Annotated in this window: 16 protein-coding genes; 6 read left to right on the top strand and 10 right to left on the bottom strand. The window is 30.5% G+C overall.

Features of this window, described 5'->3' with window-relative positions; translation table 11 throughout:
- Positions 1-172: 172 nt before the first annotated feature.
- The 4 genes from BMY86_RS05765 (at position 173) to BMY86_RS05780 (ending at position 7468) form a co-directional block, all read left to right on the top strand.
- On the top strand, positions 173-1990 hold the full coding sequence (locus BMY86_RS05765) for a tetratricopeptide repeat-containing sensor histidine kinase (RefSeq protein WP_177177132.1): 1818 nt from the start codon (positions 173-175) through the stop codon (positions 1988-1990).
- Positions 1991-2149: 159 nt separating this feature from the next.
- A complete protein-coding gene (locus BMY86_RS05770) occupies positions 2150-2791 on the top strand; it encodes a response regulator (protein WP_091466356.1) in 642 nt (213 codons plus the stop codon).
- Between the two features lie 68 nt (positions 2792-2859).
- On the top strand, positions 2860-5244 hold the full coding sequence (locus tag BMY86_RS05775) for a T9SS type A sorting domain-containing protein (protein ID WP_091466359.1): 2385 nt from the start codon (positions 2860-2862) through the stop codon (positions 5242-5244).
- A 148-nt stretch (positions 5245-5392) separates the two neighbouring features.
- Complete coding sequence (locus BMY86_RS05780) at positions 5393-7468, top strand: OmpA family protein (protein ID WP_091466362.1); 2076 nt, start codon at positions 5393-5395, stop codon at positions 7466-7468.
- 85 nt (positions 7469-7553) lie between these two features.
- On the opposite strand, the gene BMY86_RS05785 is transcribed toward BMY86_RS05780, so the two are convergent.
- The 9 genes from BMY86_RS05785 to BMY86_RS05820 all read right to left on the bottom strand — a co-directional run bounded on the left by BMY86_RS05785 (position 7554) and on the right by BMY86_RS05820 (position 18215).
- Positions 7554-7862, bottom strand: a complete 309-nt coding sequence (locus BMY86_RS05785; RefSeq protein WP_091466364.1) for a rhodanese-like domain-containing protein — start codon at positions 7860-7862, stop codon at positions 7554-7556.
- Between the two features lie 56 nt (positions 7863-7918).
- Positions 7919-9676 (bottom strand): aromatic amino acid hydroxylase, encoded by a 1758-nt coding sequence (locus BMY86_RS05790; RefSeq protein WP_091466366.1) that lies wholly within the window; start codon positions 9674-9676, stop codon positions 7919-7921.
- Positions 9677-9764: 88 nt separating this feature from the next.
- Positions 9765-10811 carry a DUF6340 family protein gene (locus BMY86_RS05795; RefSeq protein ID WP_091466369.1) on the bottom strand — a complete coding sequence of 349 codons (1047 nt, stop codon included), beginning with the start codon at positions 10809-10811 and terminating at the stop codon, positions 9765-9767.
- A gap of 92 nt (positions 10812-10903) precedes the next feature.
- Complete coding sequence (locus BMY86_RS05800; RefSeq protein WP_091466371.1) at positions 10904-11437, bottom strand: DUF4136 domain-containing protein; 534 nt, start codon at positions 11435-11437, stop codon at positions 10904-10906.
- Between the two features lie 10 nt (positions 11438-11447).
- Complete coding sequence (locus BMY86_RS05805; RefSeq protein ID WP_091466373.1) at positions 11448-13436, bottom strand: urocanate hydratase; 1989 nt, start codon at positions 13434-13436, stop codon at positions 11448-11450.
- Between the two features lie 226 nt (positions 13437-13662).
- Positions 13663-13839, bottom strand: coding sequence for a C1orf53 family protein (locus BMY86_RS13050; protein ID WP_177177133.1), 177 nt, complete (start codon positions 13837-13839; stop codon positions 13663-13665).
- A 181-nt stretch (positions 13840-14020) separates the two neighbouring features.
- Positions 14021-15256 carry a tail fiber domain-containing protein gene (locus tag BMY86_RS05810; protein ID WP_091466376.1) on the bottom strand — a complete coding sequence of 412 codons (1236 nt, stop codon included), beginning with the start codon at positions 15254-15256 and terminating at the stop codon, positions 14021-14023.
- Between the two features lie 2 nt (positions 15257-15258).
- On the bottom strand, positions 15259-16965 hold the full coding sequence (locus tag BMY86_RS05815; protein ID WP_091466378.1) for a tail fiber domain-containing protein: 1707 nt from the start codon (positions 16963-16965) through the stop codon (positions 15259-15261).
- 2 nt (positions 16966-16967) lie between these two features.
- Positions 16968-18215, bottom strand: a complete 1248-nt coding sequence (locus BMY86_RS05820) for a tail fiber domain-containing protein (RefSeq protein WP_091466381.1) — start codon at positions 18213-18215, stop codon at positions 16968-16970.
- Positions 18216-18973: 758 nt separating this feature from the next.
- On the opposite strand from BMY86_RS05820, the gene BMY86_RS12960 reads away from it, so the two are divergent.
- The gene (locus BMY86_RS12960; RefSeq protein WP_143065607.1) at positions 18974-19447 is read left to right on the top strand and encodes a sigma-70 region 4 domain-containing protein; all 474 of its coding nucleotides are present in this window, start codon (positions 18974-18976) and stop codon (positions 19445-19447) included.
- Positions 19448-19535: 88 nt separating this feature from the next.
- The gene (locus tag BMY86_RS05830) at positions 19536-19862 is read left to right on the top strand and encodes a hypothetical protein (protein ID WP_091466386.1); all 327 of its coding nucleotides are present in this window, start codon (positions 19536-19538) and stop codon (positions 19860-19862) included.
- Here the strand turns inward: BMY86_RS05830 and BMY86_RS05835 are convergent.
- Positions 19859-20200 carry a T9SS sorting signal type C domain-containing protein gene (locus BMY86_RS05835; RefSeq protein ID WP_091466388.1) on the bottom strand — a complete coding sequence of 114 codons (342 nt, stop codon included), beginning with the start codon at positions 20198-20200 and terminating at the stop codon, positions 19859-19861. The genes BMY86_RS05830 and BMY86_RS05835 overlap by 4 nt on opposite strands.
- Positions 20201-20209: the final 9 nt, after the last annotated feature.

Below are 20209 nucleotides of genomic sequence, written 5' to 3' on the forward strand. Positions count from 1 at the left end.
TCAAAAATGATTTCAAATTAATTGGTGCTGAAATTGTTTCATTGCAAGAATTTTTTTTAAAGTTAATTTCTGAAAAAAAATAAGTAACTTTATAAAAAATGCAGATACAATGATTAAAAAAATTACTTGTTTTATTTTCGTTTTATTTTCTTTGCAATCCTTTTGTCAAAATTTGCAAAAAATTTTAGTCAAAGCATATACTTCCCAGGATTCTTCAGATTATTATTTTAAAAAAGCCAAAAAAGCTATCGTTTCTGTAGCAGATGAAGGCGAGTTTTATTTTTGTAAAAGCGCTCGTCAAGCTGATTTTGGTTCTGCAGATAGTGCAATTTATTACGCTAATATTGCTATCCCTAAACTTAAAGAAGGAAAAAGTCATAATTCGTTATTAACAGTTTATAATAATTTAGGTCATATTTATAACGGTAAAGGTCAATATGACAAAGCTATTAACTATAGAATTGAAGCGTTAAAAATAGCTGAAAGTCAGAAAAAAACTAATTATATTGGACATTTATATACTTATATTTCTTATGATTATCATGATTTTGAAAATTATGAAAAAGGAATTTTTTATGGTAAAAAAGCGCTTCAAACATTTACCAATGATAAAGCTTCAAAAGGTACAGATTATCATTCAGCATTAAATGCTATTGCGATTAATTATGATGATTGGAATAAACCTGAATTGGCTTTGTATTATCATAAATTAAATTTCAAATATGTAAAAGGAAAAGATACGTTAATACTAGATAACACGTATAATAACATTGGAAATACACTTTTAAAACAGAAGAAATTCGCGGAAGCAAAAAAGTGGATAGTACGTTCCAAAAAAATTATCGATTATAAAGTCAAAATGAAAATGCAAACGGTTGCAGATTATGAATATGCAACTTATTATACCAATTTAGCAACCATTGCATCTGAATTAAATGAGTTTGAAGATGCCGACAAGTATTTCGATTTAGCTTTTAAATATTCAAAAAAATGTAATGTAGCAGAGAAACTTCGCGATTATTATTTTCAGAAAGCGAAATACAATAAGAAAAGAAACAATCTTTCTGAAACGATAAAAGAACAGGAAAATTACATTAAACTTAGAGATTCAATATACAATGTTGAGCGAGATGAAGCATTGGCAAAAATGGAAGTCAAATACCAAACAGAGAAAAAACAGAAACAACTTTTAATTGCCAAAAATCAAATTTTAGAAAAAGAAGAAGAAAATGAAAAGAAAACGTATTGGTTAATTTTTGCATCATTTTTAATCCTTTCTAGTGTAATTATTGGATATTTGTTTTTCCGTCAGCAAAAGCTTAAAAACAAACAACAAGAGCATGAATTTGAATTGAAAAATGCCATTGCAGCAATTGAAACTCAAAATAAATTGCAAGAACAACGGTTAACAATTTCGAGAGATTTGCATGATAATATTGGTGCTCAATTAACTTTTATCATTTCTTCCGTAGAAAATTTAAAATTTGGATTTCCGAATATAGATGATAAAATTTCAAATCATCTTAGTAAAATAAGCAACTTTACAAAAGATACAATTGTAGAGCTTCGTGATACCATTTGGGCCATGAATAGCCATGATATTAATATCGTTGATTTGCGTAGTCGCTTATTGAATTTTATTGAAAAAGCTCAAATTTCATCCTTACAAACTAATTTTAAATTTACTATTGACGATTCGTTAAGTCAAATGAAAATTTCTTCTTTACAAGGTATTAATATTTATAGAGTGATACAAGAAGCAGTAAATAATGCTATTAAACATGCAAATGCTCAAAATATTGAAATTTCTGCTAAAGAAATTAATAATGCATTAGTGTTTGATATTTTTGATGATGGAGTTGGATTTAAATTTGATGATATTGTTCAAGGAAATGGACTTCATAACATGAAAAAGCGAATAGAAGAAATTGGCGGACAATTTCAATTGAATTCAACCGAAAAAGGAACTCATATAACTATTACAATTTAAGTTAAATACGATAAATTACGTATTTACTCACATAATCTATTCTGCTACATTTGGATTTTAATCCAGTATGAAAAAAGCTAGAATAGAAATAGTTGTCCTAATTGTTGTAGTAATAATTATATTGCTAAACTTATATATTTATATAAATACATTTTCAAAATGATAAAAATTGCAATTGTTGACGATAATACTTTTCTACAAAAAGCGATCCAAGAAAAATTATCTTTTTTTAATGAAATTGAAATCAAATTTACCGCAGTTGAAGGTGTAGATTTGATGCAAAAACTGGATAAAAATCATAATATCGATTTAATTCTAATGGATATTGAAATGCCAAAAATGAATGGTATTGAAGCCACAGAATTAGTGAAAAATAAATTTCCACATATTAAAATAATCATGCTGACTGTTTTTGATAATGATGAGAATATTTTTAAAGCAATTAAAGCCGGAGCGGATGGATATTTTTTAAAAGAAGTGAATCCACAAGAATTATTTAACGGCATACAAGATACTTTAGCGGGTGGTGCCGCCATGACACCTTCAATTGCTTTAAAAACCTTAAAATTGTTAAGAGAACCTATTGTTTTCGAATCTGAAAATGAAGATATAGTTTTAACAACAAGAGAAATTGAAGTTCTAGAACAACTGAGTAAAGGTTTGAAATATCAAGTTATAGCAGAAAACCTTTTTTTGTCTGTAGGGACAATACGAAAACATGTAGAAAATATTTATAATAAACTACAGGTGCATAATAAATTGGAAGCAGTTCAAAAAGCAAAAAACAACAAACTGATTTAATTAATATACGTATTTATACGTATTTTTTTGTATTTAGGCATGCTATAAATTTGTTAAAACTTTATATTATGAAAAAACATTATCTTTTTTTTTTATTAACTGCATTATTGGGTTTCAGCCAGCAGCCTACTTTGGTTAAAGATGTAACTTCTACATTAAACCCAAATGCATTGTCTACTTCTCAAATTCCATGGAATAATTGTGTGTGGAATGGTAAAGCTTTTTATTCTGGTTCAGGTTCAAACAGATTAGTTGTAACTGATGGAACGAATGCAGGAACAGTAGGGATTTCTAATCTTGGAGGTGAAACAATTTCTAAAATAATTCCAGCACAAGATTTTGTATATGTAATTACTTCCGTTACAACTTTTACTCCATCTATTTCTGCAACTGATAAGATTTGGAAAACGGATGGAACTCCTGCAGGAACTGTTTTAGTGAAGACTTTAGGTACTACAAGTTTATCTGAAATTAATATTTATTATAGCGTTGAAGGTCATAAAAAAAATTATTCTTTAGATGGAAATGTTCTTTATTTTTCAGCCAAAGATGCTACAAATGGAGTTGAAATTTGGAGGACTGATGGAACAACTATAGGTACATATATTGTTAAAGATATTATGACCGGAATTTCTGGTAGCGCTCCAGCTGGATTTTGTAAAATTGGATCTGATGTGATTTTCAAAGCTTCTTCTGTTGGAAATCCTGGTAAATTATGGAAAACTGATGGGACTGATATTGGAACTTCTCAGATTCCAGTAACGGAGCCTTTCTATATAGTGAATTCAGATATGGTTAAGTTGGGTAATAAAGTAGTTTTCTTTGCTCATAATACTGTTGACGGATATGAACCATATGTTAGTGATGGAACCGCATCTGGTACATTTATGTTGAAAAATATTAATCCTGGTGGAAATTCATTACCAACACAAGCTCAAGGATTACATTTAAAAGTAGTTGGGAATTATTGTTTTTTTATTGCAAATGATGGTGTAGATTTTGGACTTTGGAGAACTGATGGTACAACTGCAGGAACGATAAAACTTAACTCAGAAAATAATAACATTAGTGATTCTGCATATTCTGCAGTAGATAATGAAAAATTATGGTACATAAATTATAATTTTTCTGGATCAGGAGCCAATTCTAAATTGATTGTTACTGATGGTACAATTGAAGGTACTAGTGTGGTGCATTCTACTTTAAGTTATCCTCAAAATTTAAAAGTTTATAAAGGTTCTGTATGGATGCAATCGCGCGACTTAGGTTCGCCAGCAAATGCAGAAGTATGGAGAAGTGACGGTTTACAAGTGAATACAAATTTAGCTTTCGATGTTGGAAATGGTGCTTTTAGTTCAAATCCAAACGGATTCTTTGAATTAAATGGGAAATTATATTTCTTTGGTGAATATAATTCTAATAATAATTTTGGATTATTTCAATTTAATGGTGATTTCACTTTTAATGGAAGTGTTAATTCAGATTGGAATAATAAAAATAATTGGAATAGTACTTTAGTGCCAAATTCTTCTGATAATGTAACAATACCTTCAGGATATTCAATTTCTACATCGGCAAGTGCATATGCTCGAAATATTAGTGTTGCTTCCCCCATAAACCTTAATGTTGGAAATTTGAATATTTATGGAACAGCTTCTTTAAATAATTCAGCAAAAATTACCTTAAATAATAATAGTTTAATTTTAAAAGGAAAAACAGCATCTGCAACCGGAGATTTAACTTCATATATCGTTACAAACGGAACAGGAAAAGTTTCGGTTGAAAATGTTGATGTAGCTAGAGGAATAGTAAATTTACCTATTGGAACATCTACTACTTTTAATCCAGTTTTATTGACCAATTCGGGTGTAAATGATACTTTTTCTGCACGAGTTGAGACGGGTATATCATCTACTTATTCAGGAGAAATACCAGGAAGTTTATTAACTAATAATGCAGTTAATGCTACTTGGTTTATAAATGAAGCTACAGCAGGTGGTAGTAATGTTAGTTTAGGTTTGCAATGGAACACTTCTCAGGAACTTTCTGGATTTGATAGGAATAATGCAAAAATGGGTCATTTTAATGGTGTTTTATGGGATGGATTTTCGGGTGCTTTATCTGGTACAGACCCATATACTTATTTGGTTAATGGAATTTCAACATTTTCACCGTTTAGTATACAAAACAATAGTGTGCTTTCTGAGGAAGAGTTTAATGTTACTACTAGTTTTATTAAATTATTTCCAAATCCTTCAAATGGAGAGTTTTCAATAAATATATCTGAAGATTTAAGAGGAAGTAATGTTTCAATTTACAATTTGATAGGGCAAAAAGTTATGAGTTTTGAAATGAATGATTTAATTACGAATACTAATTTAAATTCGGGAATTTATATTATTTCAATTATTAAAGAAGGTAAAAAGTTTACTGAAAAAATTATTATTAAATAATTTGTGTTTGTGATAAGTATAGAAAATACGTATTTATACGTATTTTCTTTTGTTTTATGAAGATAATATTTGTCAATATTTAATTTTTCATTAGGTTTAATTTAAATATTAAAATAATACACAAAATTTAACCAAGCTATTTATATATATGATTAAAAAAATTTATTATTTATTATTGTCATTAATGACAACAATAGTTTACAGTCAAAAAGTATTATTTGAAGACAATTTTGATACCAATGCCAATGGTTGGGCACTTTCAAATGACGGTTATAATGTAACAGTTGATAAAGGTAAGATGTTTATTGAAAATACGCATCTTCAAAATTCAAAATGGAGTTTATATGACGTTTCATTTGATGCAGGAACGACAGATTTTGATGTAGAAGCAACTATTCAATTAGAGTCTTCAGTTGCCGATAATGCTTATTACGGAATTGTACTTTGTGGTTATTCAGATAATTCAGATTATAGGGTTTTTCAACTATCTGCGAATAGATATTTTCAAATTTATCATTACTATAACAAAGAGTTTCATTATTTAAAAGAATGGGAAAAAAATGATATAGTTAAAGGGAAAGGAAATAAAAATCTTTTACGAATAGAAAAACGTGCTCATTTAACAAAGTTTTTTATTAATGGAACTATGGTTTTTCAAACGTCTGAAAATTTATATTATGGTTCAAAATTTGGGTTTATTCTTGACAAACAAACATCAATTTCAGTAGATAATTTAAAAATTACTCAAGTTCCTTTTAGTATTGATGTTGTGGAATCTTTCAATCCAAATATTAAAATGACAAAAATGCCAGAATCAATTTCTTCTAAAGAGTTTGAGGAAGCAAATCCGGTTATTTCTCCAGATGGTAAAACATTGTTTTGTGCTAGAAAAGATTGTAGTTTAAATTTAGATTCTACAAAAGATGATGTTTGGTTTAGCAGTAAAGATGCAAACGGAAATTGGTCTGAAATGAAAAATTTAGGTAGACCTATCAATAACAATGATTATAACTTTGTAATATCATGTTCACCAGATAATAATACGCTTTTAATTGGAAATACTTATAATAGCGATGGTTCTGTTAAAGGTCCAGGTTTGTCAATAGCGAGTAGAAGTATTAGTGGTTGGAATGTTCCACAAGAAGTTGTAATGGAAGATTATCAGAATAAAAATAAATTTGTGGCTTATTTTTTAACTAACGACAATAAACACTTACTTATTTCTGTAGAACGAGATGGAGGTTATGGTTTTAAAGATCTATACATTTGCGAATTAAAACCTGATAATACTTGGTCTAAGCCTAAAAATTTAGGAAATGTTATCAATACTTTTGAAGAAGAAACGAATCCATTTTTAGCATCCGATGGTAAAACACTTTATTTCTCTAGTAAAGGTCATCCTGGATATGGAGCATTCGATTTATTTGTATCGAAACGATTAGATGATTCTTGGACGAATTGGTCGAAACCTCAAAATTTAGGAAATGTGATTAATTCTGTAGATTATGAATTAAGTATTTTCTTATCGGCAAAAGGAGATAAAGCTTATATTGGTAAATCGAGTGATATTTATGAAGTAGATAATTCGGTAAAAATTGATCCTGTTGTTTTAATTAAAGGAAAAGTATACGATAATAAAACAAAGAAAACACTAAGTGTGCCAATTGTATATAATAATTTAAAAAACAATACAAATTCTGGAAAGGCTATTTCAAATCCTGTAGACGGAAGTTATTCAATTGTATTGCCATTTGGTCAGAAATATAGTTTTATGGCTGAAAAAGAAGGGTATTATGCCGTAACTGAAAACATTGATATAACAAACCTAAATGAATATAAAGAAATTGAAGTGGATTTATATTTGAGTCCGATTGAAAAAGGAGAAGTTATTCGATTGAATAATATATTCTTCGATTCTGGGAAGTATGACTTATTATCGGAATCATATGCAGAATTAGATAAATTACATGCAATTTTATTGAATAACCCAAGTATGAAAATTGAAATATCAGGTCATACTGATGCTGTAGGTTCAGATACAGATAATATGAGTTTGTCTAATAATAGAGCAAATGCAGTAATGCAATATTTATTAAAGAAAGGAGTGAATGGAAATCGTTTATCTTCGAAAGGTTATGGAGAAACTAAGTTTATAGCCACAAACGATACAGAAAAAGGTAAACAAAAAAACAGACGTGTAGAATTTCTGATTTTAGATTTATAAGAAAAAGGGTTAACTTAATTAAGTTAACCCTTTTTTAAATATAAAAATATGTGTTGAGGATGTATTATCCCGGTTTGGTTGTTGTTTATAATTTAGATTCTAAAGATTGCCATCCGCCACCATTCATAGATTCAATTCCATTGCGGTTTAAAATTGCATTGGCTTGAGCGCTTCTCATGCCACTTTTGCAACATACGATTACAGGTTTATTCAATTTTTTAATATCGGAAATTTTAGTTTCGATAATTTGTAAAGGAATGTTTTTTGAATTTTTAATATGACCCGATGCGAACTCTTCGTAGGTTCTTACATCAATAATAATTGCATCTTTTTGAGTAAATTCTGCTATGCTTTTTGATTTGTCTCCAAATCCTAATAAATCTAAAATGCCCATAACTTTTTTTTCAAAGATATGGGCATTAGATATAAAACTAAGTAACAAAAGTTACGTTATACGTTTTCCTTTTCGAAAATTAATTGCAAACCGTCTGTGATTAAATGCGCTACTTCAGGTCGTTCCATTTTTACTTTTTCTAAATGATTTAAAACTTTTTCAACTAATTCTGAATTGTGTTCTTTTTCGGCTAATTCAGCAATTTCAACACTTAATAACCAATCTTTAGGATGGTTTGAAGAAACAGCAGCAAATGCTTCTTTTAAAGTAATTTCAGAACTATTGTTTTCTCTGTAGTTTCTTATGTTTTTATATAAGTTTTCTAATTCTAATCTTTCAGCTGAAAATTTAGGTTTAATAGTTGTTGTTGAAGGTACATGAGTAATCATATCGAAACTATTCACGTCTGCAGGACCGGAAAAAGCGGAAGTAACTTTTTTACCAACAGCCATATCGTAAATTCCCCATTCAGGTGCAAACAATACAGTGTCACCATGAGTAACTGTACAATTTTTGAATTTGATTAATAAAATTTCACCTTGTAAATTTCTTGTCCCAGTAACAATTTCTCCAGAAACTTTAATGTTTCCTTCAAATTCTAAAGTGATTTGCTCGCCTTCATAAATGTCGTAAGCGCGTAAATCTCTTGGCCCCATATCTTCAATGGCTAAATTGATTCCTTTTAGCATTCCGATAGGTGATCCGAAACCTTCAGCATGAGCTTCTGTTCCATGACTCACTAATTCTTTTTCTCTATAAGCTAAAGCAGTTTTTCCAGTAGTTTGAATGTAAACTGGTTTTCCTTCGTTTTCAATTACATTCGTAAATACACCTGAAATTTGTAAACCTGTACTTAATTCAATTGTTCCTAAAGCTTTAGATTTAATAAGTTTTTGAATCCCAGATAAACCACCAGTTCTTAAGGCCATTTTGTTGGCAAATTCTTCTAATACAGAACTTAATTGTGCGAAATCTGGCGTTACAAAAAGTTGAGGTTGAGGTTTTGTGATGTCGAAACTCTGATCGGCAGCAGAAATATCATAAGGTAATTTCTTTACATTATCGGTCATACACCAAGCGCTTTCCCCAATTGAAGAAAGTAAACCGGCACCATAAATTTTAGGATTATCTACAGTTCCAATTAAACCATATTCAACAGTCCACCAATGTAAATTTCTGATTTTAGACATTTCAGATAATTCACCCATGTTATTTTGTAGAAAATCTACTTGTTCTTCAGCAGCTTTAATTTCCTCTTCTGGTGTTCCTTCAGCTTCTTTTAGAATAGAAAGTAAACGAACAGCTTCGTATAATTCATAATCTCTCGCAGATGAAATGGCTTTACATCCAATTTCTCCAAATCTACGTAAATATTCTGCATATTCCGGATTGGCAATAATAGGAGCGTGGCCAGCACCTTCATGAATAATATCTGGAGCAGGAGTGTATTCTATATTTTCTAATTGGCGAATATCGCAAGCAATTACTAAAACATTATACGCTTGAAATTCCATAAAAGCACTTGGTGGAATAAATCCGTCAACGGCAACAGCCGCCCAACCAATTTCTTTTAAAATTCGGTTCATTCCGTACATATTCGGAATGTTTTCAATCTCTAATCCTGTTTTTTCTAATCCTTCTAAGTATGATTTGTGAGCAACTTTTGATAGATAATCAACGTTTTTACGCATTACATAACGCCAAACTGCTTGATTAATTGGAGTGTAATCAGCGTAATCTTGAGGTTTAATAAATTGTTTTAAATGCGCTGGAAGTCTGTCTATCAGTGCGTTGCTTTCAAAATGCGTTTCCATAAATATATGTGTGATGTTTGACGTAAAATTACAATAAATTTTATATCAAATTATGATTTTTATCATACAAAATAATTTTCCGAAAAGCCTAATTGGTTTCTTGTTCTAATTGATTGGTTTTTGCTTTTCTGTTTTTTAAGACATTTAAATAACGTAAAGCAATTTTATCGTTATAATCTGTGTACGATTTAGTTGCCCATTCGATGGCTTTATCTAAATCACCATTAATTTCATTGATGATGGCCATATTGTAACACGCTCTTCCGGCAATTTTTGGATCATGATTGTTCGTTTCTAATAACCAAAGTTCTGCTGCATTATCCCATTTTCCTGCTTGTGCTCTTCGTTGTCCAATTGCAAAATTATTTGTTCCTTTTACATAATAATCTCTAGAAACTCTATGGTTATATGGTAAGATTCTTAAAGCGTATTCGTATCCCATGTTTTTAGATACATTTATAACTGCATCTTTTCTTCCTAAAATGGTTTCAAATGCTTTTAAAGGGTTGATTCCTCTTCCGCTTAAAGTTACTGTTTTTGCTGTCGTATAATAATCACTTATCACCTTGTCTTTGTTGTCGTAAATTCTCCAACCTGATTTAATTAGAGTGTTTACAGTTGCTTCATGTTCAATAATTGGGATTTTAATTCCAAAATTATTGTTTACCTGACTTGTAATTGTTTTGTAATTTATGTTAGAATCAGTATCGTAAAAAGAAAGTTCATAAAGTGCTTCAATGTTGTGTTTATTACAAATTTCATCAATTTTTGCCCATGTTAATTCAGCTGAAAATTGATCGATTCCGTATTTTTTAAAATCAACACTATCAATTACCACTACGCTTTGTATTCTATTGTTTTTTAAAAGTTCATCTTTAAGATTTTCGATAGCTGCAATACCACCTTTTTTATCTAATTCTTTACCTTCTAAAGTTAATATTTTATCTATAGCATCAAATGCTTCATATTTTTTATCGGGAATACTTCTGTTGATGATACCAATTTTAGTAATATTTTTATTGATATAAACAGGAGCTGGTTCTGTTACGGTAAGCGTTAATTGATTTGTTGAACTACAAGATTGTAGTAAAATAATTATGGTTATTAAAAGTAGATTGGAGTAATATTTTTTCATAATTTTTTTTTGCTAATGTATGTGAAAATAAATGTTTTGCAAAAAAAAGTCACGAAATTTCGTGACTTTTTTAATTTGATATTATTTTAAAACTATTGTTTTACAACTGGTGGATATTTTTCTAAGATTTTAGTTACGAATTCAGCAATTCTTTCGTCTTTTCTATCTGAATTTGTTGTTAAATATCCTGAACCACTTCCTTGCCAAACCAATTCTTTAGTTTTATTGTCGATGATGTCGATAAATAAAGTTCCTTGAGGTGTAGTTGTAGTAGTAGAATAATTCATTCCCCAATATGGACCCCAGCCCCAGCCATAACCGTAGCCCCAACCCATATTGTTATAAATATTTACACGTTCACTTTCTTTCGTGAAAATACTAATTAACACATCCGGATTTTCAGATTTTGTAAATCCTTTTGATGGCATAACATCATCAATGGCATACAAAATTCTTTTTTTGTCCAAGTCAGAAATTTCAGCTTTATCGATGCTCGTTTTGTTGTAAGCATACGTTTTATAATCAGCAAAATTTGCCTTTTTGTCATAATCTGTATTTACATATACAGTAGAACATGAAGTTAGGATAAAAAGTCCTAAAATCGGAAGTAGTTTAATTAGTTTCATAGCATTGTATTTAAATTAATAAATTATCATCCACTAAATTAGGAAGCGTTACTTTCAATAAAGGTTGTACTTCCATAGCTCTTTTTATAGCGAAAACTGCGCCTTCATTTCTTGCCCAGCTTCTTCTTGAAATTCCGTTGTTAACATCCCAGAACAGCATCATTTCCAAACGTTTAGACGCTTCTTTAGTACCATCAAGAACCATACCAAAACCTCCGTTAATTACTTCTCCCCAGCCTACGCCACCACCATTGTGAATAGAAACCCAAGTTGCCCCGCGGAAACTATCTCCAATTACGTTATGAATGGCCATATCTGAAGTAAAACGAGAACCATCATAAATGTTTGAAGTTTCTCTATATGGTGAATCTGTACCAGAAACATCATGATGATCTCTTCCTAGAACCACGTATCCAATTTCTCCGTTAGCAATAGCTTTGTTGAAGGCTTCAGCAATTTTAATTCTTCCTTCAGCGTCAGCGTAAAGTATACGCGCTTGAGAACCAACTACTAATTTATTTTCTTGAGCACCTTTAATCCATTGAATATTATCTGCCATTTGTTGTTGAATTTCAACTGGCGAATTTTTCATCATTTCTTCTAAAACATCACAAGCAATTTTGTCTGTTTTAGCTAAATCATCCGGGTTTCCTGACGCACATACCCAACGGAAAGGTCCGAAACCATAGTCGAAACACATTGGTCCCATGATATCTTGAACATACGATGGATATTTGAATTCTCTTCCTAAAGTTGGATTTGGATTCATAACATCTGCACCAGCTCTAGAAGCTTCTAATAAGAAGGCATTTCCATAATCGAAGAAATACGTTCCTTTATCTGTATGTTTATTGATAGCTGCTGCATGACGGCGTAATGTTTTTTGAACTTCTACTTTGAATTGTTCAGGATTATTTGCCATCATTTCATTAGATTCTTCAAAAGTAAAACCAGTAGGGTAGTAACCACCCGCCCAAGGATTGTGTAATGAAGTTTGATCTGAACCTAAATCGATATGTAAATTTTCTTGGTCAAATTTTTCCCAAACGTCAACAACATTTCCTAAATACGCAATAGAAACCACTTCTTTGTTTTCTAAAGCTGTTTTAACTCTAGTTACTAAAGCATTTAAATCTTCAATAATTTCATGAATCCAACCTTGTTCGTGTCTGATTTTTGTAATTTTTGGATTTACTTCGGCACAAACCGTAACACAGCCTGCGATTGTTCCTGCTTTTGGTTGAGCTCCCGACATTCCTCCTAAACCAGAAGTTACGAATAAACCTCCAGAAGGCGATTTTTTAATTTTTCTGAAACCATTTAAAACGGTAATTGTAGTACCGTGAACAATTCCTTGTGGACCAATATACATATAACTTCCAGCAGTCATTTGTCCGTATTGAGAAACCCCTAAAGCGTTCATTCTTTCCCAATCATCCGGTTTAGAATAGTTAGGAATTACCATACCATTTGTAACAACTACTCTTGGAGCTTCTTTATGTGATGGGAATAAACCCATAGGATGACCAGAATACATAACTAACGTTTGTTCTTCAGTCATTTCTGATAAATACTTCATGGTTAACAGATACTGAGCCCAATTTGAGAAAACAGCACCGTTACCGCCATAAGTAATTAATTCGTGTGGATGTTGCGCTACAGCATAATCCAAGTTATTTTGAATCATTAACATGATTGCTTTTGCTTGTTCCGATTTTCCAGGATATTCTGAAATTGGACGCGCTTTCATTTCATAATCTGGACGAAAACGATACATGTAAATTCTACCATACGTTTCTAATTCGTTTTTAAATTCTGGTACTAATTCGGCATGATGTTTTGGTTCAAAATAGCGTAATGCATTTTGTAAAGCCAATTTTTTTTCTTCGTCAGTTAATATTTCTTTACGCTTTGGTGCGTGATTAATTGAAGTTTCGTATTGTTTTGGTTGCGGTAAAACCGATGGAATACCTTGTTGTATTTGTTCTTTAAAAGTCATGTTTTGTTTATTAAGTTATTGTTGTTTTGAAAACGATGCATGAGGGATGGCAGCAAACTACCGTGTAGTGCGAACAGCCCGACCTTGTTGCGAATGATATTTGATTGCTTTACATTAGTTATGCAACAAGGGCATGCCCAAATTAATAACTAGGGATAACGTATATCAGACCTGTGGTAGGTTTTGTAAATTTTGATTCTATATTTAAATAATTGAATATCCATTTTTATTTTTTGATAGTACCTGTTTTTTTGTCGAAACCATAAGGGCAATGACGGCATCCGCTTTTACAACAATACCCTCTTTTTAAGTGGTATTTTTCAGTGAAACATTTATAACCTTCAGGCGTGTAATAAAAATCTTCACCTTCTTTTAAGTTGTTCGGATTTAATTGATCATTCATATCGACAAATTTAACAACTTTGCCTGAATTGAAGCTAATGTTTTTAAATAATTAACAATACAGTTTGAAAGTATATAATATAGAAAGACCTCAACTATAAAGAAGAGGTCTCCTAGATATGCGATTGAAATTCAATTTCAATCTATCTAACCTAAACAAAAAAACTATACTTGATTTACAATCATTTCTTTTTATTGTCTTCTAAAAACTTTTCTAAAACTTTAATTTTTTCTTGCATTTGAACGATGAAATCGTTTTGTTCTTGAATGGATTTAATCACTACAGGGATGATTTCACTATAACTAACACCTAGGATAGGCATTTCTACTTCCACTAATTTACCAGGTTGTTCTTCCAGTTCTTTCCATTGATGTGTTTCAACAACTTCTGGAAGTACTTTTTGTAATTCTTGTGCCATAAATCCTAATTTTTGTTCTTTTTTGTTTTCTGGAACAGTATGTGAACCAACTTTTTCTACTTTCCATTTAAATTGCATAGGGTTTAATTGCATAACTTCATTTAAACCGTATTTTAAGTTTTGAATGTCTGTTTTTTCCTTTTCGTCTGAAGTGTTTATAGTTCCGTTTACTGCATAAATGGCTGACCATCTATTGGTTGCTGAACCTACATTTGGAGACAATCCAGATATTGGAGAAAAACGATGACTTATTTGAAATTCATTCACTCCGTCAATCATGTATTCTACAGAACCCATAAACACTTTAGTGCCACTAGCAGCTCCATTGGTTACATGTAGATTTAGAGTTGATGGTGAAGTTCCTCCAATTTTTACAGGGCCTCTATGGTATATAGGATGAAGATTGTTGTATCCGCCAGGAGTAAAAATCCAATCGAAATCATCCATTAGAGCTAAAGGCTTATTTTTCCATGTTGCCACTCCAAATTCATTTGAAACTAAAACTTTATTATTGCCTTCAGAACCATCTTGAAGAGTAAAAAGAAGGACAGAACCGTTTAAATGTAGTTTTGTAGTTGGATTTGAAGTGCCAATACCAATGTTACCCGTTTCTGAAATTCGAATTGCTTCAGTATTGTTTGTTACGATACTTAAACCTTGATTGTCAGTTGTTCCAAGTGAATTTGTACTTGGGTTCGTTCCAGAATTTCCATTTAATCCCCAGCCACTACCACTACCTGCAAAGCTTGTCCAGATTGTTCCATTATAATAATAAAATCCGGGTGTATTATCTGATTGATAAATTAATAAACCTGTTGCAGGCGTTGGTATTGCATTTCTTTGTACTAGTGTCATTCTTGGAATTAAAATTCCTCTTGTAGTGTCAGGTATGTCTAAGGCTGCACTTGGGTCTGGAGTAGACGTGTTGATTCCTACTTGTGCCCAAGAAAATGTTGAGCAAAGTAGTATAAACTGAAATATGTATATCGTTTTTTTCATTTTTACTTTTTGTTTTCTTGAGATACTTTTTTAATTAAGTTGTCAATTTGAGAATTTAGCTCAATTAATGTAACTTGGTTTTCTTGAATCGATTTTACAACTACTGGTAAAATTTCACTATAACTTACACCTAAATGCTCTGCTTTTATTTGAGTTAACGTTCCTTTTTTAACAGTCCATTCTTTGTCTTGAACCGTTTCAGGTAACACTTTTTGTAAATCTTGTGCTATAAAACCAATTTTTCTGGACGGATTTGGGTCCACATCTTTTTTCCAGAAGTAAGAAACAGGTTGTAATTGCATAATTTCACTTAAACCATATTTTATGGGTTCGATTTTTTCTTTTTCTCTTGCGTCAGAAGTATTTATGACTCCATTTGTAGCATATATTGTACTCCATCTTAAACCACTTCGTCCTATTGAAATACTATTATCAACACTTGGTATAATGGAATTAGATACAAGAAATTCATTTAAACCATCTACAATGTATTCATTTGAACCAACACCAACTTGTGTTCCTTCTCCTAGATTATTATAGATATCTAAAGGTGTTCTTGCTGTTCCAGAATAACCAACTTTTGTTAATCCAGTTCTGTAAATTGGATCTGTATCTAAACTTCCTGAATTAAAACGCCAATCATCATCTGGAGTAGCAGAACCCGGATTTGTCCAAGTTCCATTTCCGTTAGCATCTGAAATAAGAGCAAATCCCATAGCTTGATTTCCGTCTTCAATTCGTAAAGCAGGATTTTGGGGAATTACAGTAATATTATCTACTTGAACACCATACAAATTAGAAGTTGTCCCTTTAAAAATAAATCGAAAACGTAAACTATAATTGTTTCCAGGTGTAATAGGTAATGTTTCTGAATACGTTTGGTCAAAAGCATCAAAAGATTTTAAAACTAGTGTGCTTTCAATAGTGTTTAAAGTTTCATTATATAAATCAACTTTAAAAGTGTCGGGTAGTAAAGAATAATTATATCCATAATTAAAATTGACATTAATAAATGGTTCAGCAAATGCACCAATTTTTACCACTAAGGTAGCGTCTTGATCCGTACAAGTTCCTAATTTAATTACAGCACTATTTCCACTACAACCAGCGCAAGGATAATTCGTTGTTATTGTTGTATTGAATCTCCATAAATTTGTTGCCGTAGTACAAGTAGCGAATGTGTAAATTGGATCTGCGCTATTTGTGCTAATAGTGTAGGGAACAGGTGTGAAACTTTCAAAGTTTTGTGTAAAAATTGGAGTTGTAGTAGTTTTAATGTTTAACTTGGAAGTAGGTGTTGTGTTGTTTATTCCAATGTTTCCATTACTAAGAATTCGAGCAGCTTCAGTGTTGTTTGCTTTTAAAATTAAAGGGTTGTTGTCTAATGTTCCAAGTTTATTTGTTGTAGGTGTTGTGCCTGAATTTGCTGTTAAATCCCAATTGTTACTTGAACCTCCAAAAGGTGTCCAAACTGTTCCGTTAAAATACCAAAATCCAGCTGTGGCGTCTGTTTGGTACACTAATAATCCTTTAACTGGTGATGGAATAGCTGTTTTTTGAGCTTGTGTAACTCTTGGAATTAAAAGACCTTTAGTTGTACTTGTAATATCTAAAGCTGCACTATTGTTAGGTGTAACCGTTCCGATTCCAACTTGTCCAAATGAAAGTAAGCAGTAAAGGGTTAAAAGCAATATATATATCTTTTTCATAATTATTTATTGATAATAGAATTTACATTTTTAGTTAATTCATTTATTTTGTCTTGTAAAGCTTTAATAGTATTATTTTGTTCTTGTTTAGCTTTAACTAATACAGGTATTAATTCTTCATAATTTATCCCTAGCAAATCGTTTTCAACTTTAGTTAGTTGTGTTTCGTTTTCAGGATTTAAGGCATTATAAGAAGAAGTATAAACCACTTCTGGAATAATTTTTTGAACTTCTTGTGCAATCAAACCTAATTTTAATTGTTTTTTGTCATTAGGAATTTCAATAGCATTGTGTTTTTCAGATTTCCAATAATAACTAACTGGTCTAAGTTGAAGAAGTTCTGTAAGTCCGTAAGTAATGGTTTGAATGTTTTTTTTCTGATTTCTGTCTGAAGTTTGAATAGTACCATTTGCAGCGTAAATTGTATTCCAACGATTCGTACTCGTTCCTACTGTTAATGCTGCAGTATTATCGGTAATAGGAACAAAATTTTGATTAAAAATGATTTCATTATTTCCATCAGAAATGATTTCTACGTCTCCAATTCCAAAAGTAGAACCACTAATTGTGCCATTATCTACATCTAAATGATGCAGAGTTGATCCTGTTCTTCCAATGACTGTTGGTCCCCAATGAGAAATGGGATCCGCAAAAGTTGAACCGGAAACAAAATTCCAATCGTAACTTGGACCTGCAAAAACTAACCCTGTTGGGTCGCCCCAATATGCATTACCACTAGCATCTGAAGTAATTACATATCCAGAGGCTTGTAATCCGTCAACTACTCTAATGGCTGGACTTGTTCCAGTAATGTGTAATTTGTTTGTTGGGTTGTTGTTGTTTATTCCAATATTGCCTGTTGTTTTTTGAATTCTTAGTCGTTCTGTATTATTGGTTTTTAATACAAAATCTTGAGCGTCAGATGTACCTACGAAGTTAGTAGCGTTAGTACCTGTGTTTCCAATAATACTCCAGCCTGTAGTTGGGGCTGAAAAATTGGTCCATACTGTACCGTTATAATACCAAAATCCTTGCGTGTTGTCAATTTGAAAAATTAGCAAACCTGTTGCAGGACTTGTAATTGCATTTCTTTCTGCCATTGTCATTCTTGGAATTAAGATTCCTCCTGTAGTGGAATTGATGTCTAAAATTGAAGACGGGTCGGGATTTATAGTTCCGATTCCAACTTGTGAAAAGGAGAAATTATTTAATAAAATGAACAAGAAAGTTGATAGTAGTTTTTCTTTCATAGTCTTTAATGTTGGTTGTTTTTAAATAAAATCTTTTGGTTTAATTAAAAAATAATAGTTAGTTTTGATGCAACAAACAACTATAGTTTTTGATGGATGTAAAAGTATTTGTTATATTTATTGTTATAAGATTTTACAGTACTACAAAGCATCAATAAGACTACTACAAAACTACTACAACTATGTTTATCAGTCATTTAACCTTTATTTTTAGCGCCATCGGTTTTCTGTTGTTTATAATTAAAAGTTATCGTCAAACTGATTTTGAACGTTTTTTAACTTTGTTTTCATATTTATATTTTTCTTTATCAGGAATGTGGCTCTATTTGAATTTTTATTCGAATACAACCAATTATTTATTTGATTTATACGGTGCAGTTAGTGAAAATATAGCACTTTTGGTACCAGTACTGATAGTTTATTTGTTCAATAAGAAAACAGTTAATTATTCTATTTATAAGTATCTAGGGTTTGTTTTACTTGTAGGATTTGTTTTTTTTGGAATTCAATATTTTATAGCGAGTGGTTCTGAAAACAAACTCATTTTTGATCGTTCTAATTCGAATCTTATCTATAATGTATACATACAGTTAGGGTATGATTTTATTCTTTTTGGTGTTTTTTTGATTGGATTGAGAAAAATAAAATCTGATTTGAGTACAGAATTGTTTGATGGTATCTATAAAAAAGTTTTTTTAATTTTATTTATTGCCTATTATTGTCAAGATATTTTATATTTTTTGATGGTTCTTTTTTTAATGAAGAATACAAATTTTGAGTATGGAGAGTATATTACCTTATTTTTAAATTTATTAATCTCTGTACTTATTATTACTCTTGCACTTTATACAAATTGGTTATTTGTTTTAAATAAAATTAAAAGAGGTTGGGAAAAAGTAAATATTGAACAACAAAAAAATGAATTACAAGTTTTTTCATTCGATTTAAAAAGTAATCCTAAAGATGTAAAAAGTTGGAACGATTTTAAACAAGTTTATGCCGAAGAGTTTAAAGATATTATTGTTGAGGTAGAAAAAATTGAGTTTTTAAGTAAAACGGAAAAGCTCTATGCTGCTTTTCAACCTTTTGAGTTGTCTCATAAAGATATTGCATCATTGCTTAGTGTTTCTTTACGTACGGTTGGGACTAACTTTTACCGTTTACGACTAAAATTAAAAGAAAATAATTTTGATGAAGATTTTCCTTATCATGAAAAAAAGACCACTATTTAGTGGTCTTTTTTTATATAGTAATCTACCCAATTACATTAAGTTTATAACAAGTATGTTTTATATAAGTATTTTTAGCAACTTTGTATAGATGATAGTTATTGTATTTAAATATTTAACACCAAAATGGGTGAGGGGAATAACTTTATTTCCATTTATTGTTTTATCTGAAAAAATAGATAAACAAGATGTCGTATTGTTAAATCATGAACGTATTCATTTAAGACAACAATTAGAAATGATGGTTGTTCCTTTTTTTATAGTATATATAATTGAGTTTTTATTTGGTTATATTAAGTTTCGTAATTGGCAAAAAGCATATAAAAATATTTCATTTGAACGCGAGGCTTATACAAATGAAAAAGACCTTTACTATTTAAAGCAAAGGTCTTTTTGGAGATTCTTAAAATACTATTAGTACATTACTTTTCTTACTTCTTCTGAGTTGTCTTCTAAAGTAACTTTTACAATTAACATACTATATGTTCTATTTAAGCTGTTTACTTGATAATTTGTATCTTGTATATTGTTTTTATTTACTAACAATTTACCTAATGTATCGTAAATTAAAATGTCTTTAATTTTTAAATTATCTGATTCAATAGTTAATACATTATTGTCGAAAACTTGTAATTGATTTGTGATTTCTGTAATGTTTTCATTTTTAGAAAAACGAATTATAAATCGATCTTTAATAACTCCTTTATTTGCAATAAACGAATAAGGTGCGTTTTTCAAATTGAAAATTGAATTCATTAATTTATC

Origin of the sequence: Flavobacterium urocaniciphilum, assembly GCF_900110615.1 — a bacterium.
GTDB lineage: Bacteria > Bacteroidota > Bacteroidia > Flavobacteriales > Flavobacteriaceae > Flavobacterium > Flavobacterium urocaniciphilum.

Excerpts from the sequence above, each read along its gene's own strand:
- BMY86_RS05780 (WP_091466362.1), top strand. The coding sequence starts at position 5,393 with ATGATTAAAAAAATTTATTATTTATTATTGTCATTAATGACAACAATA.
- BMY86_RS05800 (WP_091466371.1), bottom strand. The coding sequence starts at position 11,437 with ATGAAACTAATTAAACTACTTCCGATTTTAGGACTTTTTATCCTAACT.
- BMY86_RS05835 (WP_091466388.1), bottom strand. The coding sequence starts at position 20,200 with ATGAATTCAATTTTCAATTTGAAAAACGCACCTTATTCGTTTATTGCA.
- BMY86_RS05830 (WP_091466386.1), top strand. The coding sequence starts at position 19,536 with ATGATAGTTATTGTATTTAAATATTTAACACCAAAATGGGTGAGGGGA.
- BMY86_RS05785 (WP_091466364.1), bottom strand. The coding sequence starts at position 7,862 with ATGGGCATTTTAGATTTATTAGGATTTGGAGACAAATCAAAAAGCATA.
- BMY86_RS05790 (WP_091466366.1), bottom strand. The coding sequence starts at position 9,676 with ATGGAAACGCATTTTGAAAGCAACGCACTGATAGACAGACTTCCAGCG.
- BMY86_RS05820 (WP_091466381.1), bottom strand. The coding sequence starts at position 18,215 with ATGAAAGAAAAACTACTATCAACTTTCTTGTTCATTTTATTAAATAAT.
- BMY86_RS12960 (WP_143065607.1), top strand. The coding sequence starts at position 18,974 with ATGAAGAATACAAATTTTGAGTATGGAGAGTATATTACCTTATTTTTA.
- BMY86_RS05775 (WP_091466359.1), top strand. The coding sequence starts at position 2,860 with ATGAAAAAACATTATCTTTTTTTTTTATTAACTGCATTATTGGGTTTC.
- BMY86_RS05810 (WP_091466376.1), bottom strand. The coding sequence starts at position 15,256 with ATGAAAAAAACGATATACATATTTCAGTTTATACTACTTTGCTCAACA.
- BMY86_RS05795 (WP_091466369.1), bottom strand. The coding sequence starts at position 10,811 with ATGAAAAAATATTACTCCAATCTACTTTTAATAACCATAATTATTTTA.
- BMY86_RS05805 (WP_091466373.1), bottom strand. The coding sequence starts at position 13,436 with ATGACTTTTAAAGAACAAATACAACAAGGTATTCCATCGGTTTTACCG.
- BMY86_RS05770 (WP_091466356.1), top strand. The coding sequence starts at position 2,150 with ATGATAAAAATTGCAATTGTTGACGATAATACTTTTCTACAAAAAGCG.
- BMY86_RS05815 (WP_091466378.1), bottom strand. The coding sequence starts at position 16,965 with ATGAAAAAGATATATATATTGCTTTTAACCCTTTACTGCTTACTTTCA.
- BMY86_RS13050 (WP_177177133.1), bottom strand. The coding sequence starts at position 13,839 with ATGAATGATCAATTAAATCCGAACAACTTAAAAGAAGGTGAAGATTTT.